At 44.1% G+C, this 24,057-nt stretch carries 25 protein-coding genes, 1 tRNA gene and 2 pseudogenes; 22 read left to right on the forward strand and 6 right to left on the reverse strand.

What is annotated here, in order from left to right; all coding sequences use genetic code 11:
* Positions 1 to 125: 125 nt before the first annotated feature.
* Together U2P89_RS00945 and nadD are read left to right on the forward strand one after the other, a co-directional pair.
* Complete coding sequence (locus U2P89_RS00945; RefSeq protein ID WP_091908594.1) at positions 126 to 374, forward strand: GlsB/YeaQ/YmgE family stress response membrane protein; 249 nt, start codon at positions 126 to 128, stop codon at positions 372 to 374.
* A 111-nt stretch (positions 375 to 485) separates the two neighbouring features.
* Positions 486 to 1,070 (forward strand): nicotinate (nicotinamide) nucleotide adenylyltransferase, encoded by a 585-nt coding sequence (gene nadD, locus U2P89_RS00950; RefSeq protein WP_091908624.1) that lies wholly within the window; start codon positions 486 to 488, stop codon positions 1,068 to 1,070.
* A gap of 7 nt (positions 1,071 to 1,077) precedes the next feature.
* On the opposite strand, the gene U2P89_RS00955 is transcribed toward nadD, so the two are convergent.
* The 4 genes from U2P89_RS00955 to U2P89_RS00970 all read right to left on the reverse strand — a co-directional run bounded on the left by U2P89_RS00955 (position 1,078) and on the right by U2P89_RS00970 (position 6,475).
* Complete coding sequence (locus tag U2P89_RS00955; protein WP_091908592.1) at positions 1,078 to 3,297, reverse strand: tetratricopeptide repeat protein; 2,220 nt, start codon at positions 3,295 to 3,297, stop codon at positions 1,078 to 1,080.
* Between the two features lie 106 nt (positions 3,298 to 3,403).
* On the reverse strand, positions 3,404 to 4,315 hold the full coding sequence (locus U2P89_RS00960; RefSeq protein ID WP_091908591.1) for a hypothetical protein: 912 nt from the start codon (positions 4,313 to 4,315) through the stop codon (positions 3,404 to 3,406).
* A 24-nt stretch (positions 4,316 to 4,339) separates the two neighbouring features.
* Positions 4,340 to 5,572, reverse strand: a complete 1,233-nt coding sequence (gene serB, locus U2P89_RS00965; RefSeq protein ID WP_173823111.1) for a phosphoserine phosphatase SerB — start codon at positions 5,570 to 5,572, stop codon at positions 4,340 to 4,342.
* Between the two features lie 60 nt (positions 5,573 to 5,632).
* On the reverse strand, positions 5,633 to 6,475 hold the full coding sequence (locus U2P89_RS00970; RefSeq protein ID WP_091908587.1) for a DUF4922 domain-containing protein: 843 nt from the start codon (positions 6,473 to 6,475) through the stop codon (positions 5,633 to 5,635).
* Positions 6,476 to 6,651: 176 nt separating this feature from the next.
* On the opposite strand from U2P89_RS00970, the gene U2P89_RS00975 reads away from it, so the two are divergent.
* A complete protein-coding gene (locus tag U2P89_RS00975; RefSeq protein WP_091908585.1) occupies positions 6,652 to 7,149 on the forward strand; it encodes a DUF4348 domain-containing protein in 498 nt (165 codons plus the stop codon).
* Here the strand turns inward: U2P89_RS00975 and cdd are convergent.
* Entirely contained in the window at positions 7,141 to 7,620 is a 480-nt protein-coding gene (gene cdd, locus U2P89_RS00980) for a cytidine deaminase (RefSeq protein WP_076928876.1), read from the reverse strand. The two genes, U2P89_RS00975 and cdd, sit on opposite strands and share 9 nt — an antisense overlap.
* 1 nt (position 7,621) lies before the next feature.
* Between cdd and U2P89_RS00985 the strand changes: the two genes are divergently transcribed.
* The 15 genes and pseudogenes from U2P89_RS00985 to U2P89_RS01055 all read left to right on the forward strand — a co-directional run bounded on the left by U2P89_RS00985 (position 7,622) and on the right by U2P89_RS01055 (position 20,275).
* Positions 7,622 to 8,572, forward strand: a complete 951-nt coding sequence (locus U2P89_RS00985) for a glucosaminidase domain-containing protein (RefSeq protein ID WP_313381689.1) — start codon at positions 7,622 to 7,624, stop codon at positions 8,570 to 8,572.
* A 69-nt stretch (positions 8,573 to 8,641) separates the two neighbouring features.
* Positions 8,642 to 9,235 carry a DUF4290 domain-containing protein gene (locus U2P89_RS00990; RefSeq protein WP_076928880.1) on the forward strand — a complete coding sequence of 198 codons (594 nt, stop codon included), beginning with the start codon at positions 8,642 to 8,644 and terminating at the stop codon, positions 9,233 to 9,235.
* 4 nt (positions 9,236 to 9,239) lie between these two features.
* Positions 9,240 to 9,761, forward strand: a complete 522-nt coding sequence (gene rimM, locus U2P89_RS00995) for a ribosome maturation factor RimM (RefSeq protein ID WP_322190368.1) — start codon at positions 9,240 to 9,242, stop codon at positions 9,759 to 9,761.
* A gap of 105 nt (positions 9,762 to 9,866) precedes the next feature.
* Entirely contained in the window at positions 9,867 to 11,039 is a 1,173-nt protein-coding gene (locus U2P89_RS01000) for a 1-deoxy-D-xylulose-5-phosphate reductoisomerase (protein WP_091908582.1), read from the forward strand.
* Positions 11,040 to 11,081: 42 nt separating this feature from the next.
* Positions 11,082 to 12,404 (forward strand): RIP metalloprotease RseP, encoded by a 1,323-nt coding sequence (rseP, locus tag U2P89_RS01005; RefSeq protein WP_076928889.1) that lies wholly within the window; start codon positions 11,082 to 11,084, stop codon positions 12,402 to 12,404.
* An 84-nt stretch (positions 12,405 to 12,488) separates the two neighbouring features.
* Positions 12,489 to 13,439, forward strand: a complete 951-nt coding sequence (locus U2P89_RS01010; protein ID WP_091908580.1) for a methylenetetrahydrofolate reductase — start codon at positions 12,489 to 12,491, stop codon at positions 13,437 to 13,439.
* Complete coding sequence (locus tag U2P89_RS01015; protein WP_091908579.1) at positions 13,439 to 14,548, forward strand: ATP-binding protein; 1,110 nt, start codon at positions 13,439 to 13,441, stop codon at positions 14,546 to 14,548. Before U2P89_RS01010 ends, U2P89_RS01015 begins: the two co-directional genes overlap by 1 nt.
* A 179-nt stretch (positions 14,549 to 14,727) precedes the next feature.
* Positions 14,728 to 15,846: pseudogene (locus tag U2P89_RS01020) on the forward strand (PSP1 domain-containing protein); the annotation flags it as partial.
* A 40-nt stretch (positions 15,847 to 15,886) separates the two neighbouring features.
* Positions 15,887 to 16,381 carry a gliding motility lipoprotein GldH gene (locus U2P89_RS01025; protein WP_313381687.1) on the forward strand — a complete coding sequence of 165 codons (495 nt, stop codon included), beginning with the start codon at positions 15,887 to 15,889 and terminating at the stop codon, positions 16,379 to 16,381.
* Between the two features lie 18 nt (positions 16,382 to 16,399).
* Entirely contained in the window at positions 16,400 to 17,158 is a 759-nt protein-coding gene (locus U2P89_RS01030; protein ID WP_313381686.1) for a Rossmann-like and DUF2520 domain-containing protein, read from the forward strand.
* Between the two features lie 151 nt (positions 17,159 to 17,309).
* On the forward strand, positions 17,310 to 17,540 hold the full coding sequence (locus U2P89_RS01035; protein WP_076928900.1) for a 4Fe-4S dicluster domain-containing protein: 231 nt from the start codon (positions 17,310 to 17,312) through the stop codon (positions 17,538 to 17,540).
* A gap of 37 nt (positions 17,541 to 17,577) precedes the next feature.
* On the forward strand, positions 17,578 to 18,660 hold the full coding sequence (locus U2P89_RS01040) for a 3-methyl-2-oxobutanoate dehydrogenase subunit VorB (protein WP_091908576.1): 1,083 nt from the start codon (positions 17,578 to 17,580) through the stop codon (positions 18,658 to 18,660).
* Positions 18,661 to 18,674: 14 nt separating this feature from the next.
* A complete protein-coding gene (locus tag U2P89_RS01045; protein ID WP_173823114.1) occupies positions 18,675 to 18,836 on the forward strand; it encodes a hypothetical protein in 162 nt (53 codons plus the stop codon).
* Between the two features lie 108 nt (positions 18,837 to 18,944).
* On the forward strand, positions 18,945 to 19,706 hold the full coding sequence (locus U2P89_RS01050) for a thiamine pyrophosphate-dependent enzyme (protein WP_313381685.1): 762 nt from the start codon (positions 18,945 to 18,947) through the stop codon (positions 19,704 to 19,706).
* A gap of 14 nt (positions 19,707 to 19,720) precedes the next feature.
* Positions 19,721 to 20,275 (forward strand): 2-oxoacid:acceptor oxidoreductase family protein, encoded by a 555-nt coding sequence (locus U2P89_RS01055; protein WP_091908574.1) that lies wholly within the window; start codon positions 19,721 to 19,723, stop codon positions 20,273 to 20,275.
* Positions 20,276 to 20,824: 549 nt separating this feature from the next.
* Here U2P89_RS01055 and U2P89_RS01060 read toward each other — a convergent pair.
* Positions 20,825 to 22,081 (reverse strand): annotated as a pseudogene (locus U2P89_RS01060) (DEAD/DEAH box helicase); the annotation flags it as partial.
* Between the two features lie 136 nt (positions 22,082 to 22,217).
* Between U2P89_RS01060 and U2P89_RS01065 the strand changes: the two are divergent.
* The 4 genes from U2P89_RS01065 (at position 22,218) to U2P89_RS01080 (ending at position 24,040) form a co-directional block, all read left to right on the forward strand.
* A tRNA-Ser gene (locus U2P89_RS01065) sits at positions 22,218 to 22,302 on the forward strand.
* Positions 22,303 to 22,635: 333 nt separating this feature from the next.
* Positions 22,636 to 22,815 (forward strand): hypothetical protein, encoded by a 180-nt coding sequence (locus tag U2P89_RS01070; RefSeq protein ID WP_322190393.1) that lies wholly within the window; start codon positions 22,636 to 22,638, stop codon positions 22,813 to 22,815.
* Complete coding sequence (locus U2P89_RS01075) at positions 22,778 to 23,473, forward strand: site-specific integrase (protein WP_322190370.1); 696 nt, start codon at positions 22,778 to 22,780, stop codon at positions 23,471 to 23,473. Before U2P89_RS01070 ends, U2P89_RS01075 begins: the two co-directional genes overlap by 38 nt.
* 246 nt (positions 23,474 to 23,719) lie before the next feature.
* On the forward strand, positions 23,720 to 24,040 hold the full coding sequence (locus tag U2P89_RS01080; protein ID WP_313382014.1) for an ArsR/SmtB family transcription factor: 321 nt from the start codon (positions 23,720 to 23,722) through the stop codon (positions 24,038 to 24,040).
* Positions 24,041 to 24,057 lie beyond the last annotated feature (17 nt).

Here is a 24,057-nt window from a genome sequence, read left to right on the forward strand (position 1 = left end):
TTGCTCATTTAGCTTAACGAAAACGTTGATATTTTTAAACAATTTCCAAGCTGACAGTGTTTACAAATTGAGAAATTTGATTTCTCCAATTAATCAAAAAGTATTAATATTAAAAACAATTAATTATGGGTTGGTTATGGTGGATTATTGTAGGTGCTGTTGCCGGCTGGCTGGCGGGTAATTTGATGAGAGGCGGAGGTTTCGGTTTTCTTGTGAACCTCCTGGTAGGCATCGTGGGTGCCGTTATCGGAGGCTGGGTTTTCGGCCTGTTGGGAATCAGTACCGGAGATGGTATTATAGGCAGTCTTGTTACCGCGCTTGTAGGTGCTATATTGCTGCTCTGGGTCGTTTCTCTCTTTAAAAAGAACGGGTGACGGGATCCCTGGAAAATAATTAGAAAAATCGATGTGTTTTATTCGCATATCGGTTTTTCTGTTTAAAAAATAACCCAATCTATCTGATAAGTATATATATCATTGTGCCTTATGCAGAAAAAGTCGGTCGGTATCTTTTCCGGATCATTTAACCCCATCCACATCGGACATCTCATTCTGGCAAATTACATCTGTGAGTTCACTGATCTGGATGAGGTCTGGTTTGTGGTAAGTCCGCATAATCCGCTAAAAGAGGCAAAAGACCTCTTGGATGATGATCTGCGTCTGGAGATAGTACGTCTGGCACTGGAAGAATTCACTCTTATGAAGGTTTCCGATGTGGAATTTCATATGCCTCGCCCTTCCTATACCATAGATACCCTGACAAAATTGACGGGCGAATATCCTGATAACGTTTTTACACTGATTATAGGTGGTGATAACTGGAAGCAGTTCTACAGATGGAAAGAATTTGACCGGTTGATTAAAAATTACCAGATCTTTATTTACCCACGACTGGGTGAAGAGGTGGTGATTCCCACAGAATTACAAATATCTGCACGGCTTATTGATGCTCCTGTCGTGGAGATATCTTCTACTTTTATCCGGGAAAGCATCAGGAATGGGAAGAATATGCGCAGTTTCCTCCCTCCCAAAGTATATGATTTTATAACCAAAAAGGGGTTGTACCGTTAAAACTGGGTTACTCTTCCTTATCGTACCTAATCTTGTCCAGGATGACAGGCAAGATGGAGATGTCTACTCCTGCTTCTTGTAACTCATCTTCATCTTCGGCGAGCATCGTCTCGAATGTTTCAAAATTGCCTGCTTTCCCGAGTGACAGTTTGTATAGCTCCACCGATCTTTTTGTCTGTTCGAGACATAGTGCCACATGGCCGGCATTGAGATAGTCATGGGCATTGGGTTTTGTTTCCAATATGCGGGCGTAATATCTTTCGGCTACATCGAGTTTACGTGAAAGGAAAGCGCACCAGGCTATGGAGCGCCATGCCCGGGTATTGTTGCTGTTGAGCATCTCCACCTTGAAGTAATAGTTAAGTGCTTTCTCATACTCTTTCAATTCAAGATAACAGTGCCCGATGTTAAGCTGTATATTGAGATCGTCGGGACGGAACTGTTCCAGACGGCGGTAATATTCGAGAGCGGTTATGGGTTCTTTCAGTACCCTGTAACAATGCGCAATCCGTTGCAGTACCCATGTGTTGTTTTCTTCTATCAGATCGGCATGCAGGTAGGCTTCCAAAGCTCCTTTCATATCGGCCATCATCTGTCGGCAATAGCCGATCTTCTGCCAAATTTCGCTCTTGCCGTTCCTTGTTTCTGCGAGTAGGGTATAGGCACTGAGTGCTTCAGTGAAATTATTTTTCTCGAAATAGTAAAGCGCTATTTTCTCTAAATGGTTTGGCTGCATGACTACCGGTTGAAATGCGGGTAACCGGTGATAGTTGAGGGGCAGCTCGAAAATATCACGGAATTCGGCACGACGGGGAAACAGTTTAAAGAAGCGGTATAGATCCTGGATATACTGCTTGCTTATTGTCTCTTCCTTTTGGAAAGGCTTTAGCGCCTCCTCTTCGGCCTGCATATTCTTCAGTTCTGCACTTTCGGCTCCCAGTTGGGAGGCCATCATCTTCCGGTAATTCTCGGGCATCATCATGATGCTGAGGCAGAAAGAGTATTTATCGGAATTGCAGATAAGTGACGATCCCGAAAGGGCTTCCACGAGGGAATCTCTTTCCGACCGGTTGCTAAAGAGTTGTTGTACGCTGCTGTGTTGGGGTGTGAACGGAAGAAACCAATTGCTCATCTGTTGAAAGAAAGGGTAGGATTTAAGGTTCGAAAAAGTAGAATGGAACACGTCGGCACCCTCTAACTGTAATTCGGTAAACTCTTGTAATTTGTCCGTCAACCCGGTTTCATCCAGTATCTTCTGCCATTCGGGATTCTTCTCGTCAAACCCGGTCTCACCCATCCATTCGTCCAGTTTTATCTTCTTTCCTATCATCGGGCTCAGCTTCATCATTTCGGGAATAATCTCTTCGGTCAGCTTTTTTGTGATTTTTTCCGTCTCGTGTGCCTGGATGAAGCCAATAATAGCTGCAATAAAACGACGGCCAAAAGTCTTGTCATCGGACAATAACTTCAGGCGGTCGCTGCATCCGGAATACAATTCTAACCGTGAGCTATATATCTGGAAAATGGGTATGATGCCTGTCACCGCCCGGATTGCAAGTTCTGCCTCCGGGTGGTTGCAGAGATCAAGCAGGAATTCAATCTTACGCGCATCGAAGCGTTGTAGGATATTCATCATCAGTGCCGGGATAAACAGCGCTTTATCCTGTTGCGGGACTGACTCGTCTTCCATGAAATGACGGCAGGAGGCGATGAAATCATCGTTTGCCCGTGGAGAGACAAAAATTGTATAGAACAGGTCTTGTTGGGTATTTTCGTGGGTGATTGTTGTTTGCCTTATGCGTGACTCCTTTTCGGGGCCATCCTCCAGCAAGTCGATGAAAGAGATGGTGTCTGCCTGTTTGGTGATGATGCTCCTATACTCCTCCATGGTTATGGGAGTACGCACCCCCATCAATCTTATTTTATCGAAAAAGAGAGAGGTGCTCTCTTGCAGGAACAATTGTTCTGCAGCATCTTCAGCCACAATATATATGTCGCGGATCAATTTATTGTAAATACGTTGCTGTTCCGGGTCTTTTTTACCTTCAATCAGGTAGTGGAGCATAAACCGGTAATTGGTGGTCAGTTCGTTTATTTTTTCTGTCACCGCCCAATTCTGTTGTATGGATGAAAGCTCCTTGACACCCTCAAGGGCATCTTTGAGTTGCTTTTGTTCGATATATGAGTAGATGATTGCCAGTTTTTTTCTTATTTCGGATGAATTCATACGATTATTTTATTTTTTCTTGTCGGTGTATGGAACTCGCCGATATTGACTCCGTCGATTACAAAGTAATTCATGAACTCGGGAGAGAACGGTTATCATGCTCGTTTCATAATTGGATTGAATTTGTTGTCTCTTTGATGATCAGTGTCGACGGGAGACAGTCAGTCCATGGCAGTGGAGTACAAATCAATTTACCCCATCCTTCCGTACCGATGATAACAAGATCCTGATCGCGGATAAAGTCGCATCCTATCTTCTTGTTATTGTCCCATAGGTAGATACGTCCTTCTGTCTTCTTCGTGATGAACTGGTAGAGTTTTTGCATCTTCGCTTCCGATTCAATAATACCAATCGCATCCCAGATCATAATCTTCACATTCTCCCGTTGGGCGATCCGATAAAGATAAGTGAAGATATGTATATCGGATTTTTGCAGAATGGGAATAAATATTTTCCTGAACTGCATAGAGCCGTTATCAAAAAACAGGCCTGTAGACACGCTCTCCCGGTTGAATAGTGCGTTGAGGTTTTTCAACGTTTCGGCTTCCCTCTCCTCAAATTGCTCGAGTATGAAGATCTCGGAATGCGTGGGATCACTTTTGAGTTGACCATATTTTTTTACTAATCCGGGATCAAACTCTTTATTATTTATACCCAGTAAGATCAGATTTGATTCCTGCTCCTCCGAAATCCTTATAATATCGGCATAGTAATCGTCGGTAGATTGAATGAACAGACGCAGGGTGGTCTTATCCCTTTCCTCCGTGGAGAGGATATCGGAGATAATCCTATGCTTATATTCGTCCATCCCTTCGCTGAGTCGTATTTCCTCCGATTTATCAATAAAATAGAGGAGCGTGATGGACGACTTTTCCGATTTCGACCGTATAATCCGGGTGGCCAGCCTGCTCAATACTTTACCCGTTTCCAATGAAGAGAAACAGATCAATGCGCTATTGTTTTTTTTCATTTCCGCCTCGCCGTCGAAGCGATTTGATAACATATCTGCAAAATCCATACCACCCTGTTTTTAGTGATCAAATTAACTGTTGATAATTTCGCTGTCGAGCATCGAGTCCTTGTACCCAAGGAAATAGAGGATACCGTCAATACCTACCGTGGAGAGCGATTGTCCTGCATTTCGTTTTACCTTTGGTTTGGCATGAAAGGCGATACCCAAACCGGCTATTCCCAGCATGGGCAGGTCATTGGCTCCATCACCCACCGCCACCGTTTGGCGAAGGTCAATCCTTTCCACCTGCGCTATAAGCCTTAATAATTCCGCTTTTCGTTTACCGTCTACAATATCTCCCAAATAGTTCCCGGTGAGCTTCCCATTCTCAATTTCAAGTTCATTGGCATACATGTAGTCAAACCCGAATTTATCCTTCAGGTAGTTACCGAAGTAGGTAAATCCTCCTGACAATATGGCGGTTTTAAACCCTACTTTTTGTAATACTTTTACCAACCGGTCTACACCCTCGGTGATGGGGAGATTTTCCGCAATTTCTTTCATCACTGAAACATCCAGCCCTTTAAGCAATTTTACCCGTTGACGAAAACTTTCATTGAAATCTATTTCACCCTGCATGGCCTGCTCTGTGATGGTCTTTACCTGACTGCCCACACCTGCCCTTTCAGCCAGTTCATCGATCACCTCCGTTTGAATGAGTGTGGAGTCCATATCGAAACAGATAAGCCTACGCATACGCCTGAACATACTCTCTTCCTGGAAGGAAATGTCGAAGTTGAGTGTAGAGGCTAGTTCCAGAAAGGCTTGCTGCATCTGTTGGCGGTCGGTAGGCGTACCCCTTACCGACAATTCTACACACGACTGGGGCGCGCGCTGTTTCTCGTCGAGTGGGATACGGCCGGTCAGGCGCACTATATTATCGATATTGAGATTTTGTTCTGCTATGATTTTCGATACGGCTGCAATCTGTTTGGCAGTGAGTATCCTTCCTAAAAGGGTGATGATATAGCGGTTCTTGCCCTGCAGGCCCACCCAGTTGGAGTATTCTTCGTCAGAAATAGGAGTAAATCGGACATTCACATCCATCTCGTAGGCTTTGAAGAGCAGGTCCTTCATTATTTCACCGGAAATATTGGTCTTCGACCTGAATAGGATACCTAATGACAAATTCCGGTGTATATCCGATTGCCCAATGTCAAGAATAAATGCACCATGTCTGGCCAGAATTTCTGTAAGGGCAGCGGTCAGGCCTGGTTTGTCTTCTCCGTTGATATTGAGTAAAATAATTTCTGATTTTTCCATTATTATGATAATATTGTACTGTTATGGCATTGAACCTCGTTGCCGGTCTCTTTTCCCGTTTCAAATAACAGGCATGGATACCTGGGAGTAAATATCTTCAATGTCTTGTTTGCTGATTTTCTCAAAATCCTCTTCTCTTACACATATCACCAGTCCTGCCATATCAAGCGCACCGGGGCTGATAAGCAATTGTTTTTTCCCTTTTTCGTAATAATGCCCCGGACGGTGTGCTTTACGCGGAAAGACGTGGAGTTTATATTTATTATCTTCCGTAAAGGCGATTACATTCATCATGGGTTCCGCCTCTTCCGGTTGCAGTTGATGCAGGTATTGATATACATCCTCAAAAAGCTCTTGTGCTTCACTTCTTTTTTCACTTTCGATTTGCAGGCATGAACGAAGTTCGTTATCGCCTTGCATGAGCAAAGGAACTTTGAGTCCTGCCTGTAAATGGAAATGATCGGGTGCTGATGCGCCACATTTCGGGCCATTGTAAAAGATCAGATAATCGGGGAGTTGTTCAGCCAGTGTGAGCATGTCTTCCGTTTTTTTACGGATACGTTGGGGTACATGTGAATGGAGGGGGATTGTAATATGATTCCTAAGTATGGGAAACGGATTGCAGAGAATAATATATTTTTCCATGAACGGAATCCCTCTTTGTTGAGGAGGTCGGTTGCTTTCACATAAAAAACAGGGCCTCTTTTCAAGCGCTTCCTTAGTGATAGACGCTGAAGTAGAGACCATCCGTGCAGGATTGAACTGTAGTTTTACCTGGTAATCACCTCCCCATGCAAACTCTCTTTCCCGCAGATTATCCATCTGTAAAATACCATTTTTTAATTGCTCCCAGTCTGCCTGTTGTGCAGAAAATAAATGGCTTATTTCCGTTTGAAGATCCATTCAGTACTGATTTTTATAAAAGCAAAGATAAGGATATTTTCTTTTACTCTTTACGGATGTGGGAGGAAATAAAAATAGTGGGATTACTCTTTGATTATCATCCTAATTTTTATACCTTTGCGTTGTAATAACAAATAGTCGGAATCAAAACCGGATCAATAAAGGACTACTCAGCAATGAAAATTTCGAATCATATCTTTTTTTGCTTGCTTGCCTTTTTCATTTTCTCCTGCACGGAGGCTACGGAAAAGAAAGGGCGTGTGGCGGGTAAAGGAGGGACTGAAACGGAAGCAAACATGGCAGACAGTGGACAGGAAACTATCTCGGGTGAGGAGAATTTCGATCAGTTTATCCGTAAATTCAGTACCCAGGAGTCTTTCCAGTTGGAACGGATCAAGTTCCCGATCAACGTGATTGTCCCTGATGATGAAGATGAGGGGATGGCTCCTATGGAGGAGACAATCGGGAGATATGAATGGGAATTGCTCGATCTTACCTATGATAGTACTTACCTGACACGTCCTTACGATCAGTATTATCAAGGCGTGCGCTACGGGAAAGATACCGCTGTGGTGGAGATCCGAGGAATCAACAATGGTATTTATGCCGATTACTACTTTGCATTGATTGATAGAAAGTGGTATCTGGTAACACTTTATGAAGCGTCATTTTAACATCTCATCTCCGAAACTGAGCGGTAACAGGTCTTTTGCACTCCCGAGCATATAGACGCCCTTGTTGCCGTACATCAATACCTTCATAGGCTCCTTGAAGCGGTTCTCCGCCTCCAAGAGCACCTGTCGGCAACCACCGCAGGGCGTGATCACATCGTCGGTGAAGCACCCATTATGCCAGGCCGCTACGGCGATGGCTACAATTTTCTGATCAGGATAGGAGGCATTGGCAAAAAAAACGGTGGTCCGCTCAGCACACAATCCCGATGGGTAAGCTGCATTCTCCTGGTTGTTGCCTGAGATGATTTTGCCATTTGCCAACAAAACTGCGGCACCTACCCTAAACCCTGAATAGGGAGCATATGCATTTTTTGTGGCCTCTTTTGCCGCTTCGATAAGTTTTTTTTCCATTTCGGAGCATTCCTCTAAAAGATAAACAGCTATCTTTGTGGCTAAATTGATTTCTTTCATAATGCAAAATTTGTTTCGCAAATATAGATATATTTTACCGCTCTTTGTCGTTTTCTCCTTTTTATTTGCTCCTGCACATCACCTTTCAGCACAGGCCAGGGTGAGTACTTATGAGAATTACATTCGTAAATACAGCGACCTGGCGATAGAGCATATGGAGAAATATAAAATACCTGCATCCATTACACTGGCGCAGGGAATACTCGAGTCGGGAGCGGGAATGAGTGACCTGGCTCGCCGTTCTAACAACCATTTCGGGATTAAATGTCATCGCGGATGGGATGGTGGAACGGTATATGCAGCCGACGATACGCCCAATGATTGCTTTAGGAAATATAGAAATGTTGAGGATTCTTATCAGGATCACTCTGAGTTCTTGGCCTATGGCAGCCGTTATAAAACCTTGTTCGATCTCTCTGTTACTGATTACAAGGGATGGGCAAGGGGGCTTCAAAAGTTGGGTTATGCCACCGACAGGGCGTATGCCAATAAGTTGATAAAACTGATAGAGGATTATGAACTCTACCGTTTCGATGATAAAAAATACCGGAAAGGGGTCAGTCGGAAGGAACGGGATGAGCAACGCAAAAGAGAAGTGGCACGGGTAACTTGGACACATCAACCCTATATCACTCACGGTCTGGTATATGTGGTCGCGGTTGATGGTGATACATTCGCCAACATAGCCCGGGAATTCGGATTCAAGGAAAGAGACCTGTTGAAATTCAACGAAGTTCCTGAAGATTTTCCCCTGAGTGAAGGAGATATTGTATATTTCCAGAAAAAGAAAACACGTGCCGATAAGCCCTATGAATTCCATACCGTACAGGTAGGGGAATCCATGTACAGTATTTCTCAAAAATATGGTATTCAACTGCGTAATTTATACCGGCTTAACAAGAAGAGTTACGAATATATTCCTGAAGAGGGAGATGTGCTTAAATTGAGGTGAAAAGGAGAAAAAGTGCTTTGCACATAATTAACAATAACAACCGAACAACAATAGAATAACAATAGAAATATGCAATACAACACACAATTGAAAAAGCTGGCACTGCCGGAATATGGGCGTAATATCCAGAATATGGTGGATCACTGCGTGGGAATTGAAAATCCCGAAGAGCGCAAAAGGTGTGCCTATACCGTTATCGATATTATGGGGAGTATGTTTCCTCACCTTCGTGATGTGAACAATTTCAAACATATTCTGTGGGATCATCTGGCCATTATGTCCGATTTTAAGCTCGATATTGAATACCCCTATGAAGTGATTACCAGGGAGGAACTGAATACCCCTCCCGGACATCTTGATTATAGCAGGCCTACAATGCAATATCGCCATTATGGCAAGATCATGGAAAGAATGATCAAGATCGCCGCCAATATGGAGGAAGGGGAGAAGAAAAATTATCTGGTGAAGCTGTTACTCAGCCAGATGAAGCGCTCTTATTCCCAATGGAACAAGGAGGCGGATGATCAGAAGATATTTCACGACCTCTACCTACTATCGGAAGGCAAAATAAAGATTGACTCGGAAGAGTATGTGATTCCCGAGGTGAAAGTAAATACCAACCGGGATAAGCTGAAAAATATCAAATATCAACGTAGAAAATAAAAAGGTGATTTCCAGGAAAGATATCCTTCAGGTTGGGAGTACACAGAAACCATACGGGATAAAGGGTGAAATCATTATCCGGTTCCGTAAGGCTGAGTATGCCGATATAGATACGGAATACTATTTTCTGGAGATAGAGGGTATTCACGTACCCTTCTTTGTGGAGGAATTTACCTACTCAACCGATGTAACAGCCCGGGTGAAGTTCGAAGATGTCGACGATGAGACAGCGGCGGCACGATATGTCAACACAGATGTTTATCTTCCACGCGACCTGGTGAAATTACAGGCAGAGCAGGAGACGACCGATTGGGATTACTTTACGGGTTTTACAGTCATTGATCAGCATGGAAAGCGGCTGGGTATTATAGAAGAAGTGGACAATTCCACCATGAATGTACTCTTCGTGGTGAAAAATGATCAAAAGGAATATCTGATCCCGGCTACCGAGGATTTCATAGAAGCTATTGATGAAGAGGAGAATCTGATAGAGATGTTTCTTCCGGATGGACTGATCGAAGAGTGAATCCGGAAAGCTGCTAATAATCGTGGCTCTTCCGCAGATTAGGGAAAAAACCACACCAAATTTTTATTATCTTTGCAGGCTTTATAGTAGATAAGCAATCCCGATATGGAAGATGGAAAACGAAATATTGCCATTTTAGGTTCAACAGGTTCAATCGGCACGCAGGCGTTGGAAGTTATCTCCCGTCACCCGGACCGGTTTGGAGCTTATGCGCTGGTTGCCAATAACCGGGTTGAATTACTTATAGAGCAGGCTAGGATTTATCTCCCCGAAGTAGTGGTAATTGCCAACGAATCGAAATATGATCAATTGAAAGATGCGTTGAGTGACCTGCCCATTAAGGTGTGGTGTGGAAGCAAGGCCATCGAGCAGGTGGTGCAGGACGAACCGATCGATATGGTACTTACAGCTATGGTCGGTTTTTCGGGTCTGCAGCCTACAATAAATGCGATAAAAGCCGGAAAGACCATTGCTCTGGCCAATAAGGAGACATTGGTCGTAGCCGGAGAATTGATCACTTCGTTGGCACTAAAGCATAGAACACCTATCCTGCCGGTAGATTCGGAACATTCAGCTATTTTCCAGTGTTTGAACGGTGAGGGTGATAACAAGATCGAAAAAATATTGCTTACCGCTTCGGGAGGACCTTTCCGCACTTTCTCAAAAGAGCGGTTGCTACATGTGACCCGGAAAGAAGCGCTGGCTCATCCTAACTGGAGCATGGGTGAAAAAGTGACTATCGACTCATCTACCCTTATCAACAAAGGGTTAGAGGTGATTGAGGCGAAATGGTTGTTTGGGGTGGAACCGTCTCAGATTGAAGTACTCATACACCCCCAGTCCATCATTCACTCTATGGTACAGTTCGAAGACCGTTCTGTGATAGCCCAGTTGGGAGATCCCGATATGCGTATGCCTATCCAGTATGCCTTTTCATATCCGGTCAGGCTCAGGTCGGATGTCAGGCCGCTGGATTTCCTCGAATTGTCGCAGCTGACATTTGAAACGCCCGACACGGATAGATTTCCCGGTCTTTTGTTTGCTTATGAGGCGATTGCAGCAGGCGGGAATATGCCCTGTATACTGAACGCTGCCAACGAAGTGGCGGTGGAACTGTTCTTACAGGAAAAAATAGGCTATATGCAAATGAGCCATTTGATAGAAAAAACCATGCAGAAAGTATCGTTCATGCAATCACCGTCGTTAAGTGACTATCTGCAAAGCGATGCCGAAGCAAGAGTAATAGCAAGAGAACAAATAATTGAATTTACTAATTGATAAAAGTAGCACCACCGGTAAGGTGTGTGCAATAATAACTGAATGGAGACATTTTTAATTAAGGCGTTACAACTCATCTTGAGTTTGTCGATATTGGTGGTTGTACACGAGTTCGGACATTATATCTTTGCGAGGATGTTCAAGATAAGGGTCGAGAAATTTTATCTTTTCTTTGATCCCTGGTTCGCACTCTTCCGCTACAAACCCAAAAACAGCCATACCGAATATGGTATCGGTTGGTTACCCCTGGGTGGTTATGTGAAAATAGCAGGAATGATCGATGAGTCGATGGACAAGGAACAGATGTCGCGTCCCGCAGAGCCGTGGGAATTTCGCTCTAAACCTGCAGGCCAACGACTGCTGGTAATGGTTGCAGGTGTAGTTTTCAACCTGTTGCTGGCATTTTTTATCTACTCTATGGTGCTCTTTACCTGGAATGATACCTATCTTCCCCTGAAAAATGTGACTCAAGGGATGGAGTTCAGCCAGGCGGCACACCGGGCAGGCTTTCAGGACGGGGATATTTTGCTCAGGGCCGACAATAAGGAACTGCAACGCTTCGGTGTGCGTACACTGCTTGATGTAGCCAATGCAGAAAAGGTGACAGTATTGCGTAATGGTGAGGAAGTGCAACTGACCATGCAGGAAGGATTGATGGAAAACCTGCTGAAAGATAAAGAAGGGTTTGCCGTTGAGAGGATACCTGCCGTTGTATATCAGACAATGGAGGGAAGTGCCGCCGATCGGGCGGGACTGACTACCGGTGACAGTATTGTGGGGGTGAACGGTATGGCTACACCGGTTTTCAGTGACCTGCGGGCGGTCCTCGACGACAATCGCAACCAACAGGTTACGCTCGATTATTACCGGAACGGAACATTACAAACCGCAACTATAGAGGTGGATTCAGCCGGAACTTTAGGTTTCTATGCAATGGGATTGGGACAGGTTTATCAGACCGTTACGATTGAGTATGGATTCTTCGAGTCATTCCCGGCAGGGGTCAGATTGGGTATACAGACATTGAAGGATTACGTGGCACAGTTCAAATATGTGTTCACCAAAGCGGGTGCTTCTTCTTTAGGCGGATTCGGAGCGATCGGAAACCTCTTCCCTGCACAGTGGAACTGGCAGGCATTCTGGATGATGACCGCCTTCCTGTCGGTGATCCTTGCCTTTATGAATATACTGCCTATTCCGGCACTCGACGGAGGCCATGTGATGTTCCTTATTTATGAGGTGATCACCCGGCGGAAGCCCAACGAGAAATTTATGGAGTATGCCCAGGTGGCAGGTATGATCCTGCTTTTAGGATTGGTGCTGTATGCAAACGGTATGGATGTGGTCAGGGCTATTTTTAATTAGTGCTTTCGGATGATTTAGTGGTAAACAATCAAAAAAATCATCATAACTTGTCCCGGCTTGTCGGGATCATCAAATCAATGTAAGATGAGGGTTTCGGAATTAATTAACAATACAGGGAAGACTGCTTTTTCGTTCGAACTATTGCCCCCGTTAAAGGGAAACAGTATTCAGCAGGTGTACAATGCTATCGACCGCCTGAAGGAGTTCGACCCAAAATATATCAATATAACTACACACCACAGTGAAAGTATTTATAAGGAAGATGAGAACGGTACTTACCGGAAAGTGAATGTACGGAGACGTCCCGGATCAGTAGCTATCGCTGCAGCAATACAAAACAAATACGGGATACGGGCAGTGCCTCATATCATCTCCCAGGGTTTTTCGAGAGAAGAGACCGAATATGCATTGATCGACCTCTCCTTTTTGGGAGTTACCGATTTACTGTTACTTAGGGGTGATACAAAAAAACTGGATGCAGAACAGCGGAAAATGGACTGCCATCAACATGCTACCGGTCTTCAGGAGCAGGTGAATAACTTCAATGAAGGGATTACATTTGACGGATCCTCGTTCACTCCCCCTGAAGAGCCTTTCTCTTATGGTATGGCCTGCTATCCCGAAAAACATGAGGAGTCGCCCAATATGGAGTCGGAGATCTATTATACCAAAATGAAGGTGGATAATGGTGCCGAATATCTTGTGACTCAGATGTTTTTCGATAATAGCAAATACTTTGACTTCGTGAAACGCTGTCGTGAAGTAGGGATCAATGTACCTATTGTTCCCGGGATCAAACCAATCCACCTGAAGAATCAACTTACGGCACTGCCCCGTATCTTCCGTTCTGATATTCCCGAAGAACTGGCTGTAGCGCTTCGTAAGTGTAAAGATGATGATGAGGCAAAAGAGGTAGGTGTGGAATGGTGTATTACGCAGTGTAAGGAACTGATCCGCAATCAGGTTCCCAGCATTCATTTCTATTCATTGATGGCAACAGAGAGCGTACGTAGGGTAGCAAAGGAGATATACTGATGTATTTTCGCGATGTCATAGGGCTCCACGATGTAAAAGAACACCTGATCAATTCGGTGAGGAAGGGATTTATTCCTCATGCCCGTATCTTTTACGGACCGGAAGGAGTGGGGAAGTTGCCCCTGGCCATCGCTTACGCCAGATATCTGAATTGCAGCAACCGGGGTGCCGAAGATGCTTGTGGTGAATGTCCGTCGTGCCATAAATTCGACAAACTGGCACATCCCGACCTACACTTTGTATTTCCCGTAGTGAAATCGAAAGTGAGTGACCAGTACCTGCCTCAATGGAGGGAATTCTTGTCGGAGCATCGCTATTTCAATCTGAACGACTGGCTTAACTTTATTGATGCTCAAAATGCGCAGGGAATTATCTATTCCAAAGAGAGCGATGAGATCATCCGCAAACTCAATCTTAAAGTGTATGAGGCACCATACAAGATCATGGTCATATGGCTACCGGAGAAAATGCATGAGGCGTGTGCCAATAAGTTGCTGAAGCTGGTTGAGGAACCACCCGAGTATACAATTTTCCTTTTGGTTTCAGAGGATAGGGAAAATGTACTGCAGACCATCTGGTCGCGCTGCCAGCCGCTGCATATCCGTGCCATAGAAAAAGATGAGATGGTGGTGGCATTGCAACAGAAATTCGGATTGGACAATGAAAAAGCTCGCTCAACGGCGCATATAGCCAATGGAAGTTTCACCAAAGCTATCGAAATAATACAGGCATCCGAACATACCGAATACTTTTTTGAACTATTCAGGCAGATGATGCGCAACGCTTTCTCCGGCAAAATTAAGGCCATTAAAGAGATTGCTTTTGAGATTGCCGGGATCGGCCGGGAAATGCAGAAAAGCTACCTGCTCTATTCGTTGAGACTGTTCAGGGAATATTTTGTGAGTAATCTCCAAGAACCGGGAATGGTATACCTGAACAATGACGAGTGGCAGTTCGGCGAACGGTTTGCCCCTTTCATCAACGAAAAAAATATAGAATCTTTGAGCGAGGAGTTTTCTCTTGCTTACCGCCAGATAGAACAAAATGGCAATGCTAAAATTATTTTCCTTGATCTTTGTCTGAAAGTGACGATGTTTTTAAGAAAATAATTTTGTAACTTGCGTTCAGATTTAGGATTTTAGTTTTTAGATTTAGGAATTAGCAGCGCAAATTTTTATTGCGTCGATCCCTGATCCATTCAAATTTAATTCTCCCGCCAGGAAAAACAAGGCGGTTTATATATATGGACAAAGAACAATTAGCAGACAGATTAGCGGATATAGCGCCATTGAGTGCTACTACTATACGAAATACAAAGAGTTGCCGGGGATGTACCCGTCACAATAACAAACTTCACGTTTACGACTGGTTACACGATTTTCCCGAACTGCAAAAGGCCACAAAGATGGTGGAGGTGCAGTTTAAAAATACTCGTAAAGGTTATTATATCAACAGTAATGACCTTCAACTCGAACAGGGTGATGTAGTGGCTGTAGAAGCCTTACCCGGACACGATATTGGTACTGTGACACTGACCGGAAAGCTGGTCGAGTTGCAGATGAAGAAAAACAACTTCAGGGATGATGTCAACGGGGGACTGAAACGGATTTACCGGATAGCTCGTCCCGCCGACCTGGAGAAATATGAGCAGGCAAAAGCACGAGAACAGTCTACCATGATACGCTCCAGGGAAATCGCCGAAGAACTGGGGTTGAAAATGAAAATCGGTGATGTGGAATACCAGGGCGACGGGAACAAAGCCATTTTCTATTATATTGCCGATGAGAGAGTAGATTTCCGCCAACTTATCAAAGTGTTGGCTGCGGAATTCAGAGTGAAAATTGAGATGAAACAGATAGGCGCACGTCAGGAAGCCGGTCGTATCGGCGGAATCGGTCCGTGCGGGCGCGAGATGTGTTGCAGTCGCTGGATGTCGAGTTTTGTATCGGTCTCTACCTCTGCTGCCAGATGCCAGGATATATCTATCAATCCCCAGAAACTGGCAGGGCAGTGCGGAAAACTGAAGTGTTGCATGAACTATGAAGTGGATGCTTATGTGGAGGCACAACGTGCACTGCCTTCGCGTGAGATCGTGCTGGAAACAAAAGATGCCAGCTATTACCATTTCAAAACCGATGTCTTCGCCGGTAAGATCACCTATTCGTCAGATAAGTACAATGCCGCCAATTTAGTGACTATTGACAAGGATCGTGTGTTTGAAATCATCAAAATGAATAAGAAAGGGGAAAAACCGCTCAAACTGACTGTGGAAACCGAGGAAAAATCCGGTAATAATGGAGCGTATCCCGGAGATATTCTCGGAGACCAGAGCATTACCCGTTTCGATGGCCAGGGTGAAAACCAGGGTAGGAGAAGGAGGAAACCCCGGAAAAAACGCCCCGATAATTTTTCAGAAAACAGAAAACCCAGAAACAGAAAATCTCCGGGTGAGGACAAAGAGTAATATCTTTATACTATTTGCCGGCCTTCTTCTTGCTATTTTTGTCTCCTGTTCGGGAGGAGAGGCCTATTCCCGGTTTCACCATATTGAAGACGGGAAGTGGTATCGTGACTCTGTGCTTGTTTTTAAGATTGACTCATTGCTACCTCCTCCCGCTGTGGAATATAATGTGACGGTGGAGCTGACGACCAATCGCAGTTACCTTTACCGGGATCTCTGGTTATTTATAGATCACAACCTGACGGATTCTCTTTTCCATACCGATACCCTTCGTTGTATCTTAGCCGATGAACATGGGAAATGGCTGGGAGGTAGCGTCGGAGGATTGAACCAGTTGTCTTTGCCTTACCGTAGTTTCATTCCACGGGATTCGGCCTGTAACTACCAACTTGTAATCCGCCACGGAATGGAGGAAGAGTTGTTACGTGGGGTGGAAAGAGTAGGAATTAAGATGGCAGGGATGAATGGAAGTTATCGATAAATGTAATTCATTCGTGTTATGGAGATTGTAGTCCTGGGATCAGGTAATGTGGCTACCCATATGGCCATGGCGCTAAATAGAGCGGGTCACAAGATTGTACAGGTGTATAGTCGAACTATAAAGAATGCGGAACAGCTTGCCTCTAAGGTTGGGGCCGAGCCGATCAGTGGCTTGGATGCTATCCATTGCTCTGCCGGGCTTTATATTTTTTCAGTAAAGGATGATGCCCTGCCGGATATCGTATCTCAAATGCCGCCGACTACAGGTGTATGGGCACATACGGCGGGAAGTATCCCTGTCTCGGTACTTTCCCCGCATAAGGAAAGGGGAGTGCTTTATCCGTTACAGACATTCAGCAGGGACAGAGTATTGAATTTTAGGGATATTCCACTCTTTATAGAGGGGGAGAGTGAAGAGACAATTGCTCTATTGAAGGAATTGGCTGGAACGATATCCGGAAACGTCCATCTGCTTTCCGGCGATAAACGGCGTTTCCTTCACCTTGCAGCCGTTTTTGCCTGTAACTTTACCAATCACATGTATGCGCTTGCATCAGAAATAATGGTTGAAGAGGGAATTTCATATCATTTGTTGAATCCTTTGATCACTGAAACAGCTGCCAAAGCGACGAAGATGGATCCCCATACAGCACAAACAGGCCCTGCTGTCCGGTTCGATGAAAAAGTGATCCGGAAACATCAGGAGCTGTTAAATGACCCTCAGAAGAGGGAAATTTACGCCCTGCTGAGCAGAAGTATCCACAAGACTCATCAATAGAAACTTTTGCATCATCAGGGTAACTAAAGCGGAGGCCTTTAGTTACCCGAATAAACTATTAACATAAGATGAAAAATTAACATAGAAAAATTGAGTTGTTTGAAAACAACTGTTACTTTTGTAACAGACAATTAAAAAACCACATCTAATAATGGGAAAAGTCAAGGGTTATGTGGAGGTGAATACGGGTCGCTGTAAGGGTTGTAATCTCTGCGTTGTATCGTGTCCTACCGATACATTAGATTTACAGCCGCGCGAAGTGAATGACCGCGGATATCATTATGCCTATATGAAGAGTCCCGATGATTGTATCGGATGCGCGAACTGTGGATTTGTATGTCCGGAAGGATGTATTACAGTCTATCGGAAGAAGATGGTGTGATCATTTTCCGAAAGAGAACAGTAACAAAACTAATATTATGTCAGAAGAAATTTCTTTGATGAAAGGAAACGAAGCCATTGCCCATGCTGCTATACGCTATGGGGTAGATGGTTATTTCGGTTATCCTATCACCCCTCAGTCGGAAATAATAGAGACACTCATGGAAGCAGCTCCCTGGAAAACGACAGGAATGGTGGTACTACAGGCCGAAAGTGAGGTGGCTGCTATCAATATGGTGTATGGTGGAGCTGCCTGCGGTAAATATTCTATGACCAGCTCTTCCAGTCCGGGTATCAGCTTGAAGCAGGAAGGTATCTCCTATATGGCGGGAGCAGAGTTACCCTGTCTCATCGTGAATGTACAACGAGGCGGTCCCGGTCTGGGGACGATCCAGCCATCACAGGCCGACTATTTCCAGACGGTGAAAGGGGGTGGACATGGAGATTACAAGTTAATTACCCTTGCCCCCAACTCTGTGCAGGAGATGGCTGATTTCGTAGCGCTCGGTTTCGAACTGGCGTTTAAATACCGCAATCCGGCCATGATACTGACCGATGGTGTGATCGGACAGATGATGGAGAAGGTGAGGCTTCCTGAATTCCGGCGCAGACGGACCGATGAAGAGGTCAGATCCCAATGTCCATGGGCAACCCTCGGAAAAACACCGGACAGGGAACCTAATATCATCACATCCCTTGAACTCGATTCGGCACTGATGGAAAAGAATAACGAACGGTTCCAGGCGAAATACCGTGTCGTGGAAGAGAATGAAGTGCTGTATGAAGAGGTGAAATGCGACGATGCCGACTACCTGTTGGTCGCTTTCGGATCCGCAGCACGCATCTGTCTGAAGACGATTGAAATGGCGCGGGAAGAAGGAATCAAAGTCGGACTTCTCAGACCCATTACACTGTGGCCCTTCCCCGGTAAGATACTGCATAGTTATGCAGATAAAGTGAAAGGGATGCTTACCGTGGAACTCAATGCGGGACAGATGGTGGAGGATGTACGCCTTGCGGTGAACGGAAAAATACCCGTGGAGCACTACGGACGATTGGGAGGAATCGTACCTACACCCGATGGTGTGCTCGATGCGTTAAAAGAAAAAGTGGTCAAATAGATAAATTACGAAATATGGATCCCAAAATACGAAATATATTCATGGTGTTGTTTATGCTTGCCTTTGTGGGGACAATAATAGTCTATTTCTCCTCTAACCAGGATATGAAACTTACCTGGTATTTTGGTGGAGCAGCCATCCTGTTTTATCTGATATTTAGATTCAGTAAAAAGTGAGTTCACTAAAGTTAGATTTTTTCTACACTCGGCAAAGTAAATAAATTTACTCTGCTCCCGTTTAACGAAAAAGTTCCATACACCAACAAGAAAAAATAAATTAATCGTATGAATGCAAGCGATATAGTAAGTCCTGAAAACCTGGTCTATGCAAAACCGGAATTGATGAACGATAATCATATGCATTATTGCCCGGGATGTTCCCACGGAGTAGTGCATAAAGTGGTTGCGGAGGTGATCAAGGAATTAGGCTTACAGGAGAAGACCATCGGTGTCGCACCTGTAGGGTGTGCTGTTTTTGCCTATAAATATCTCGATATCGACTGGCAGGAAGCAGCCCACGGGCGTGCTCCCGCGGTGGCCACGGCTGTTAAGAGGTTGTTGCCCGACAGAATGGTATTTACTTACCAGGGTGATGGGGACTTGGCCGCGATCGGGACGGCAGAGACTATTCATGCAGCCAACCGTGGTGAAAATATAGCCATAGTCTTTATCAATAACGGTATTTACGGGATGACCGGTGGACAGATGGCTCCCACTACTTTAAGCAATATGGTTACATCGACCAGCCCCGACGGACGCGATGTGCAAACTATGGGTGGTCCTCTGAAGATACTCGATCTGCTGGCACTACTCGATGGTGTTTGTCTTGCCACCCGCGTGAGTGTACATACGGCAGCAGCGGTGAAAAAAACAAGACGGATGATCAAACTAGCTTTTGAAAATTCCATGGCAGGAAAAGGAACCTCTATCGTGGAAGTGGTTTCTACCTGTAATGCCGGGTGGAAAATGACACCTGCGGCTGCTAACGATTGGATGGTGGAAAATATGTTTCCGGTATACCCCATTGGTGATTTGAAAAACATCTAAAGTAAAGATATATAATGTTACAGGAGATAGTCATTTCAGGTTTTGGAGGGCAGGGTGTGCTCTCGATGGGGAAGATTCTCGCCTATTCGGGAATCATGGAGGATAAAGAAGTATCATGGTTTCCGGCTTACGGTCCGGAACAACGGGGCGGCACAGCCAATGTTACGGTCATCATTTCCGATGAACCCATCAGTTCGCCTGTGGTGAACCAGTACGATATTGCAATAGTATTAAACCAACCCTCACTCGAAAAATTTGAAGGAAGAGTAAAACCGGGTGGGACGCTGATCTATGATGGATATGGTATCCATAAGAAAGTAGAACGGACAGATATCAACGTCTTTCGCATCAATGCAATGGACGAATCTATGAAGATGAATAATACCAAAGTATTTAATATGATCGTGTTGGGTGGATTGCTCAAGATATCGCCTATGGTGGAGGTGGAAAATGTGATGGAAGGCCTGAAAAAATCTCTTCCGGAGCGTCATCATAAACTTTTACCCATGAACGAAGAGGCCATCCTTCGGGGGATGGAGATCATCCAACTGGAGCAGAAAGCGGTGTAATCAGTATTATCCCAATCATTTCTTCCCAAATGGCCACCAACTCCACCTTTTTGATTTCTTTCCATCAGTAGCTTGTTCCGGCGCTACATCAGCTTTTTGGGGTGTCAAAACTCGTTTTGTTTCTGAGAAGTTCCTCGTAGATGGATTTTTCTTGGAAGTATCTGTTGCCGGAGAATCGGAATTCCGTAGTGTCCTTTGTTTATGGGGTTTTTCTGAGTTACTTTGTTCACGGGATGATCCCTGCTCTCTTTCTCCGGACACCCTCTGTTGTTGTGGGATTCCTTCCCTTTTAGGTCCACGCTGTTTCTTTTGTGTGCCTTGTTTTTGGGATGCTTGTCCTTCTTTCAGGTTTCTCTCGGTGTGAGGAGCCTCGTTTGGTTGTGAATTGCCTTTGGGATGTAATGCTTCATTTTCCGGAGTTTGTCTCTCCGGGCGAGGTGTTCCGCCCTCTTTCCGGACATTCCGATCCGGATGTGATTTGTTACTTTTCCCAGATCCTCTTGAATTTTCTGGTTTTTCCGTATTTCTGGAGTCTCCTGATTTCTCAGTTTTTTCTCCCGATAATTTTTCACCTTTCTTACCTGAACCTGTTCCCTTTTTCCCGCTTCCTTTTGCTGAACGAGAGGATCCGCCTCCTCTTCTGTTATCACGGACAGGGTTATATTCCGGTGTTTCCCCCAATTCCGAAGGAACAGGAATCCGGTATATCTTTTTTCCCAGAAACTCTTCGATTTTGGAAAAACGGTACTGCTCTTCGGGCGATACAAAGGTGATGGCCATGCCCGAATCGCCGGCGCGGGCCGTACGACCGATACGGTGTACATAATCTTCCGCGTCGTAAGGTACATCAAAGTTGATTACCAAAGTGATATCATCAATGTCGATGCCGCGGGCAACAATATCAGTCGCCACCAGGATATTCACCCGTTCATTTTTGAACTCATGCATCACATGATTGCGCTGAGACTGATCGAGATCGGAGTGCATCTCTCCTGCCGATAGTCCCATATGTGTTAATATCTTGGCAATCTCTTTCACTTTCTGTTTTGAACCGGAAAAGAGAATTACCTTATTGGGCGCTTTCTCTTTGAAGAGATATTTGACAATATTGATCTTCTGTGCCTCATGGCAGATGTAGGCCGATTGCAGGATTGTTTCAGGCGGACGGGAAATGGCAATGGTGATGTCCACCGGATCGCGCAGGATGCTCTTTGCCAGTTGCTGTATCTTGGGCGGCATGGTAGCCGAGAACATGATGGTCTGCCGTTCTTTGGGAAGTAACTTTTCAATCTTCATGATGTCGTCATGGAATCCCATGTCCAGCATTCTGTCCGCCTCATCCAGGATAAAGTACTTCACCCCCGAAAAATCGATATTATAGAGATTGATATGCGACAGAAGCCTTCCCGGCGTAGCGATTACCACATCGGCACCGCTCATCAATCCTCTTTTCTGTATATCCCACGCCTCTCCGTCGTTACCACCATACACTGCGACCGAAGAGAAAGGTGTGAAATAGGAGAAACCCTCCATCTGCTGGTCAATCTGTTGGGCCAGTTCTCGTGTCGGAGCCATCACGATGGCATTGATCTTCCCTTCATCGTGTGCGTCAGTCTGCAGGTTATTCAGCAAAGGCAGCAGAAAAGCTGCCGTCTTTCCTGTACCGGTCTGGGCGCAGGCAATCACATCCTTTTTTTCAAGGATAACGGGAATAGCTTGCTCCTGTATTGGGGTAGTCTCTCTGAAGTTCATCGCCTGCAGGCCTTCCTGCAGGGTATCGCAAAGGGGAAGTTCGGTAAATAACATGACTCATTGATAGTTTACACAAAGATACAATGAATAATTGATTTTTTCGAAATCAGTGAAAAATAATGTGACATAGCTATTTTTTCTTTCCAAAAATAGTTATACCTTTGCACTCGCATTTTCGGAGAAATTGTAAGGAGAGATGGCAGAGTGGTCGATCGCGGCGGTCTTGAAAACCGTTGAAGTGAGAGCTTCCGGGGGTTCGAATCCCTCTCTCTCCGCTGAAAGATAAAGCCAAAAGGCGACAAAAATCAGACAAAACCTACAGGTTCAATAACTTGTAGGTTTTTTTTATTTCTTTTTGTAAGGTCTAATAGTCAATACTAAGACAGAAAAGGATATAATTTGCGCTCTAAATCGTACCCCTACCGGTTGTTTTGAAAAGGGGTACGATTTGTCTGAAATTGGCGTTATGCTGTCCATTATTGACGTACTCTCATGATGCTAAAATTGAGAAAGTTAAATTAGTTTTACACATTAAAATTTGAGTTATAAGAAGTACATTTAGAGTGCTCTTTTTCCTGAAAAGAGACAAACAAAAAGCTAATGGGAGCGTGCCAATTTTTTGTCGAATTACGATTAATAAAAAGGAAGTTCGTTTTGGAATAAAAAAAGAGATTGATCCTGCAATCTGGAGTGTTCAGGCAGGATGGGCTATTGGACGTACCAGTGAGGTTGTTGAAATCAATTCTGTAATTGATAAGATTAAAAACAACTTTATTCAATATTTATAATGAGATTCTTTTAAAAGAGGTAAACGTTACACCGGAAAAAGGGAAGAATCATTTTCTTACTGGTTTTGAGGTTTTCCTGTTAATCTCTTGTGGATGTAATTCAAACACAACTGCTAAATTTATGCAATTTTTCAAGCGTATTGTGATTATCGCTAAAAATAACGGCTGGATAACTGCCGATCCCTTTGCGAATTATAAAATCCGTATTAAGAAAGTTGGTAGGGGGTATTTGACTCAACAGGAAATATATATTATAATGAAGAAGAAGTTCTCCACAGAACGACTGGAACGTGTAAGGGATATATTTATTTTCAGTTGTTTTACAGGACTTGCATACATAGATGTCAAGAATTTGTGTAAATCCAATATCCGCACATCATTCGATGAAAAATTGTGGATTATGGGAAAAGGTGAAAAAACCGGTGTGAACTTTAATATACCTCTGTTGGATATACCTAAACAAATTCTTGACAAATATGATAGTACTTTACCTGATGATAAAGTTCTGCCTGTCTTGAGTAACCAAAAGATGAATGGATATCTTAAGGAAATTGGGGTTATATGCGGTATCGATAAAGAATTAACATTCCATACTGCGAGACCTAGTGTTTTGTCTTTCAGTCTGAAAACAAGGGAATTGCAAGAAGAAATTCTTTAGCAGCTAACGGTTTAGAAACGAGCGACCTTCAATCTTTTGCCCTATTTTGCATAAAATACAAAGAACGACTTTATTTTGCAAATTTACTAAATATTATTTTTACAGTAAAACTTTTGAAATTTTTCTTTCCATACAATAATATCCTATCCTCAATGCAGCAAACCAATTTGTATATTTCTATTTTATCATTCGCAATATTGCGAATGATAAAATTATTCGTATATTTGCGAACAATAAATATTGATTATGTCAAAAAAAGGATTAACAGACCAGCAAGAGCAGCTTGCACGCTTTGCCAAAGCATTGGGACACCCCATCCGTATTGCCATTCTGGAAATGCTTGTCAATCAATCATGCTGTTATCATGGTGATATGTCAGAAATATTGCCTATCGCTAAAAGTACGCTTTCACAGCATTTGAGTGAATTAAAAGATGCAGGATTAATACAAGGAACGATTACATTGCCAACTGTTAAATACTGTATTGATGAAAAAAATTGGAAGAAGGCGAAAAGCTTGTTCGCAGGCTTTTTCACCCAATTGCAGAAGACAGACGATATTTGCTGATATCATAAAGATGCCGG

This window comes from Proteiniphilum sp. (assembly GCF_034331125.1).
Taxonomy (GTDB): Bacteria; Bacteroidota; Bacteroidia; order Bacteroidales; family Dysgonomonadaceae; genus Proteiniphilum; species Proteiniphilum saccharofermentans.

Bases quoted from the DNA above. Each gene is read 5' to 3' on its own strand.
- rseP (WP_076928889.1), top strand. From the start codon at position 11,082: ATGGAGACATTTTTAATTAAGGCGTTACAACTCATCTTGAGTTTGTCG.
- U2P89_RS00955 (WP_091908592.1), bottom strand. From the start codon at position 3,297: ATGAATTCATCCGAAATAAGAAAAAAACTGGCAATCATCTACTCATAT.
- U2P89_RS01035 (WP_076928900.1), top strand. From the start codon at position 17,310: ATGGGAAAAGTCAAGGGTTATGTGGAGGTGAATACGGGTCGCTGTAAG.
- U2P89_RS00990 (WP_076928880.1), top strand. From the start codon at position 8,642: ATGCAATACAACACACAATTGAAAAAGCTGGCACTGCCGGAATATGGG.
- U2P89_RS00975 (WP_091908585.1), top strand. From the start codon at position 6,652: ATGAAAATTTCGAATCATATCTTTTTTTGCTTGCTTGCCTTTTTCATT.
- serB (WP_173823111.1), bottom strand. From the start codon at position 5,572: ATGGAAAAATCAGAAATTATTTTACTCAATATCAACGGAGAAGACAAA.
- U2P89_RS00960 (WP_091908591.1), bottom strand. From the start codon at position 4,315: ATGGATTTTGCAGATATGTTATCAAATCGCTTCGACGGCGAGGCGGAA.
- cdd (WP_076928876.1), bottom strand. From the start codon at position 7,620: ATGAAAGAAATCAATTTAGCCACAAAGATAGCTGTTTATCTTTTAGAG.
- U2P89_RS01055 (WP_091908574.1), top strand. From the start codon at position 19,721: ATGTTACAGGAGATAGTCATTTCAGGTTTTGGAGGGCAGGGTGTGCTC.
- U2P89_RS00945 (WP_091908594.1), top strand. From the start codon at position 126: ATGGGTTGGTTATGGTGGATTATTGTAGGTGCTGTTGCCGGCTGGCTG.
- U2P89_RS01050 (WP_313381685.1), top strand. From the start codon at position 18,945: ATGAATGCAAGCGATATAGTAAGTCCTGAAAACCTGGTCTATGCAAAA.
- U2P89_RS01000 (WP_091908582.1), top strand. From the start codon at position 9,867: ATGGAAGATGGAAAACGAAATATTGCCATTTTAGGTTCAACAGGTTCA.
- U2P89_RS01080 (WP_313382014.1), top strand. From the start codon at position 23,720: ATGTCAAAAAAAGGATTAACAGACCAGCAAGAGCAGCTTGCACGCTTT.
- U2P89_RS01010 (WP_091908580.1), top strand. From the start codon at position 12,489: ATGAGGGTTTCGGAATTAATTAACAATACAGGGAAGACTGCTTTTTCG.
- U2P89_RS01015 (WP_091908579.1), top strand. From the start codon at position 13,439: ATGTATTTTCGCGATGTCATAGGGCTCCACGATGTAAAAGAACACCTG.
- U2P89_RS00970 (WP_091908587.1), bottom strand. From the start codon at position 6,475: ATGGATCTTCAAACGGAAATAAGCCATTTATTTTCTGCACAACAGGCA.
- U2P89_RS01030 (WP_313381686.1), top strand. From the start codon at position 16,400: ATGGAGATTGTAGTCCTGGGATCAGGTAATGTGGCTACCCATATGGCC.
- U2P89_RS01040 (WP_091908576.1), top strand. From the start codon at position 17,578: ATGTCAGAAGAAATTTCTTTGATGAAAGGAAACGAAGCCATTGCCCAT.
- U2P89_RS00985 (WP_313381689.1), top strand. From the start codon at position 7,622: ATGCAAAATTTGTTTCGCAAATATAGATATATTTTACCGCTCTTTGTC.
- U2P89_RS01045 (WP_173823114.1), top strand. From the start codon at position 18,675: ATGGATCCCAAAATACGAAATATATTCATGGTGTTGTTTATGCTTGCC.
- nadD (WP_091908624.1), top strand. From the start codon at position 486: ATGCAGAAAAAGTCGGTCGGTATCTTTTCCGGATCATTTAACCCCATC.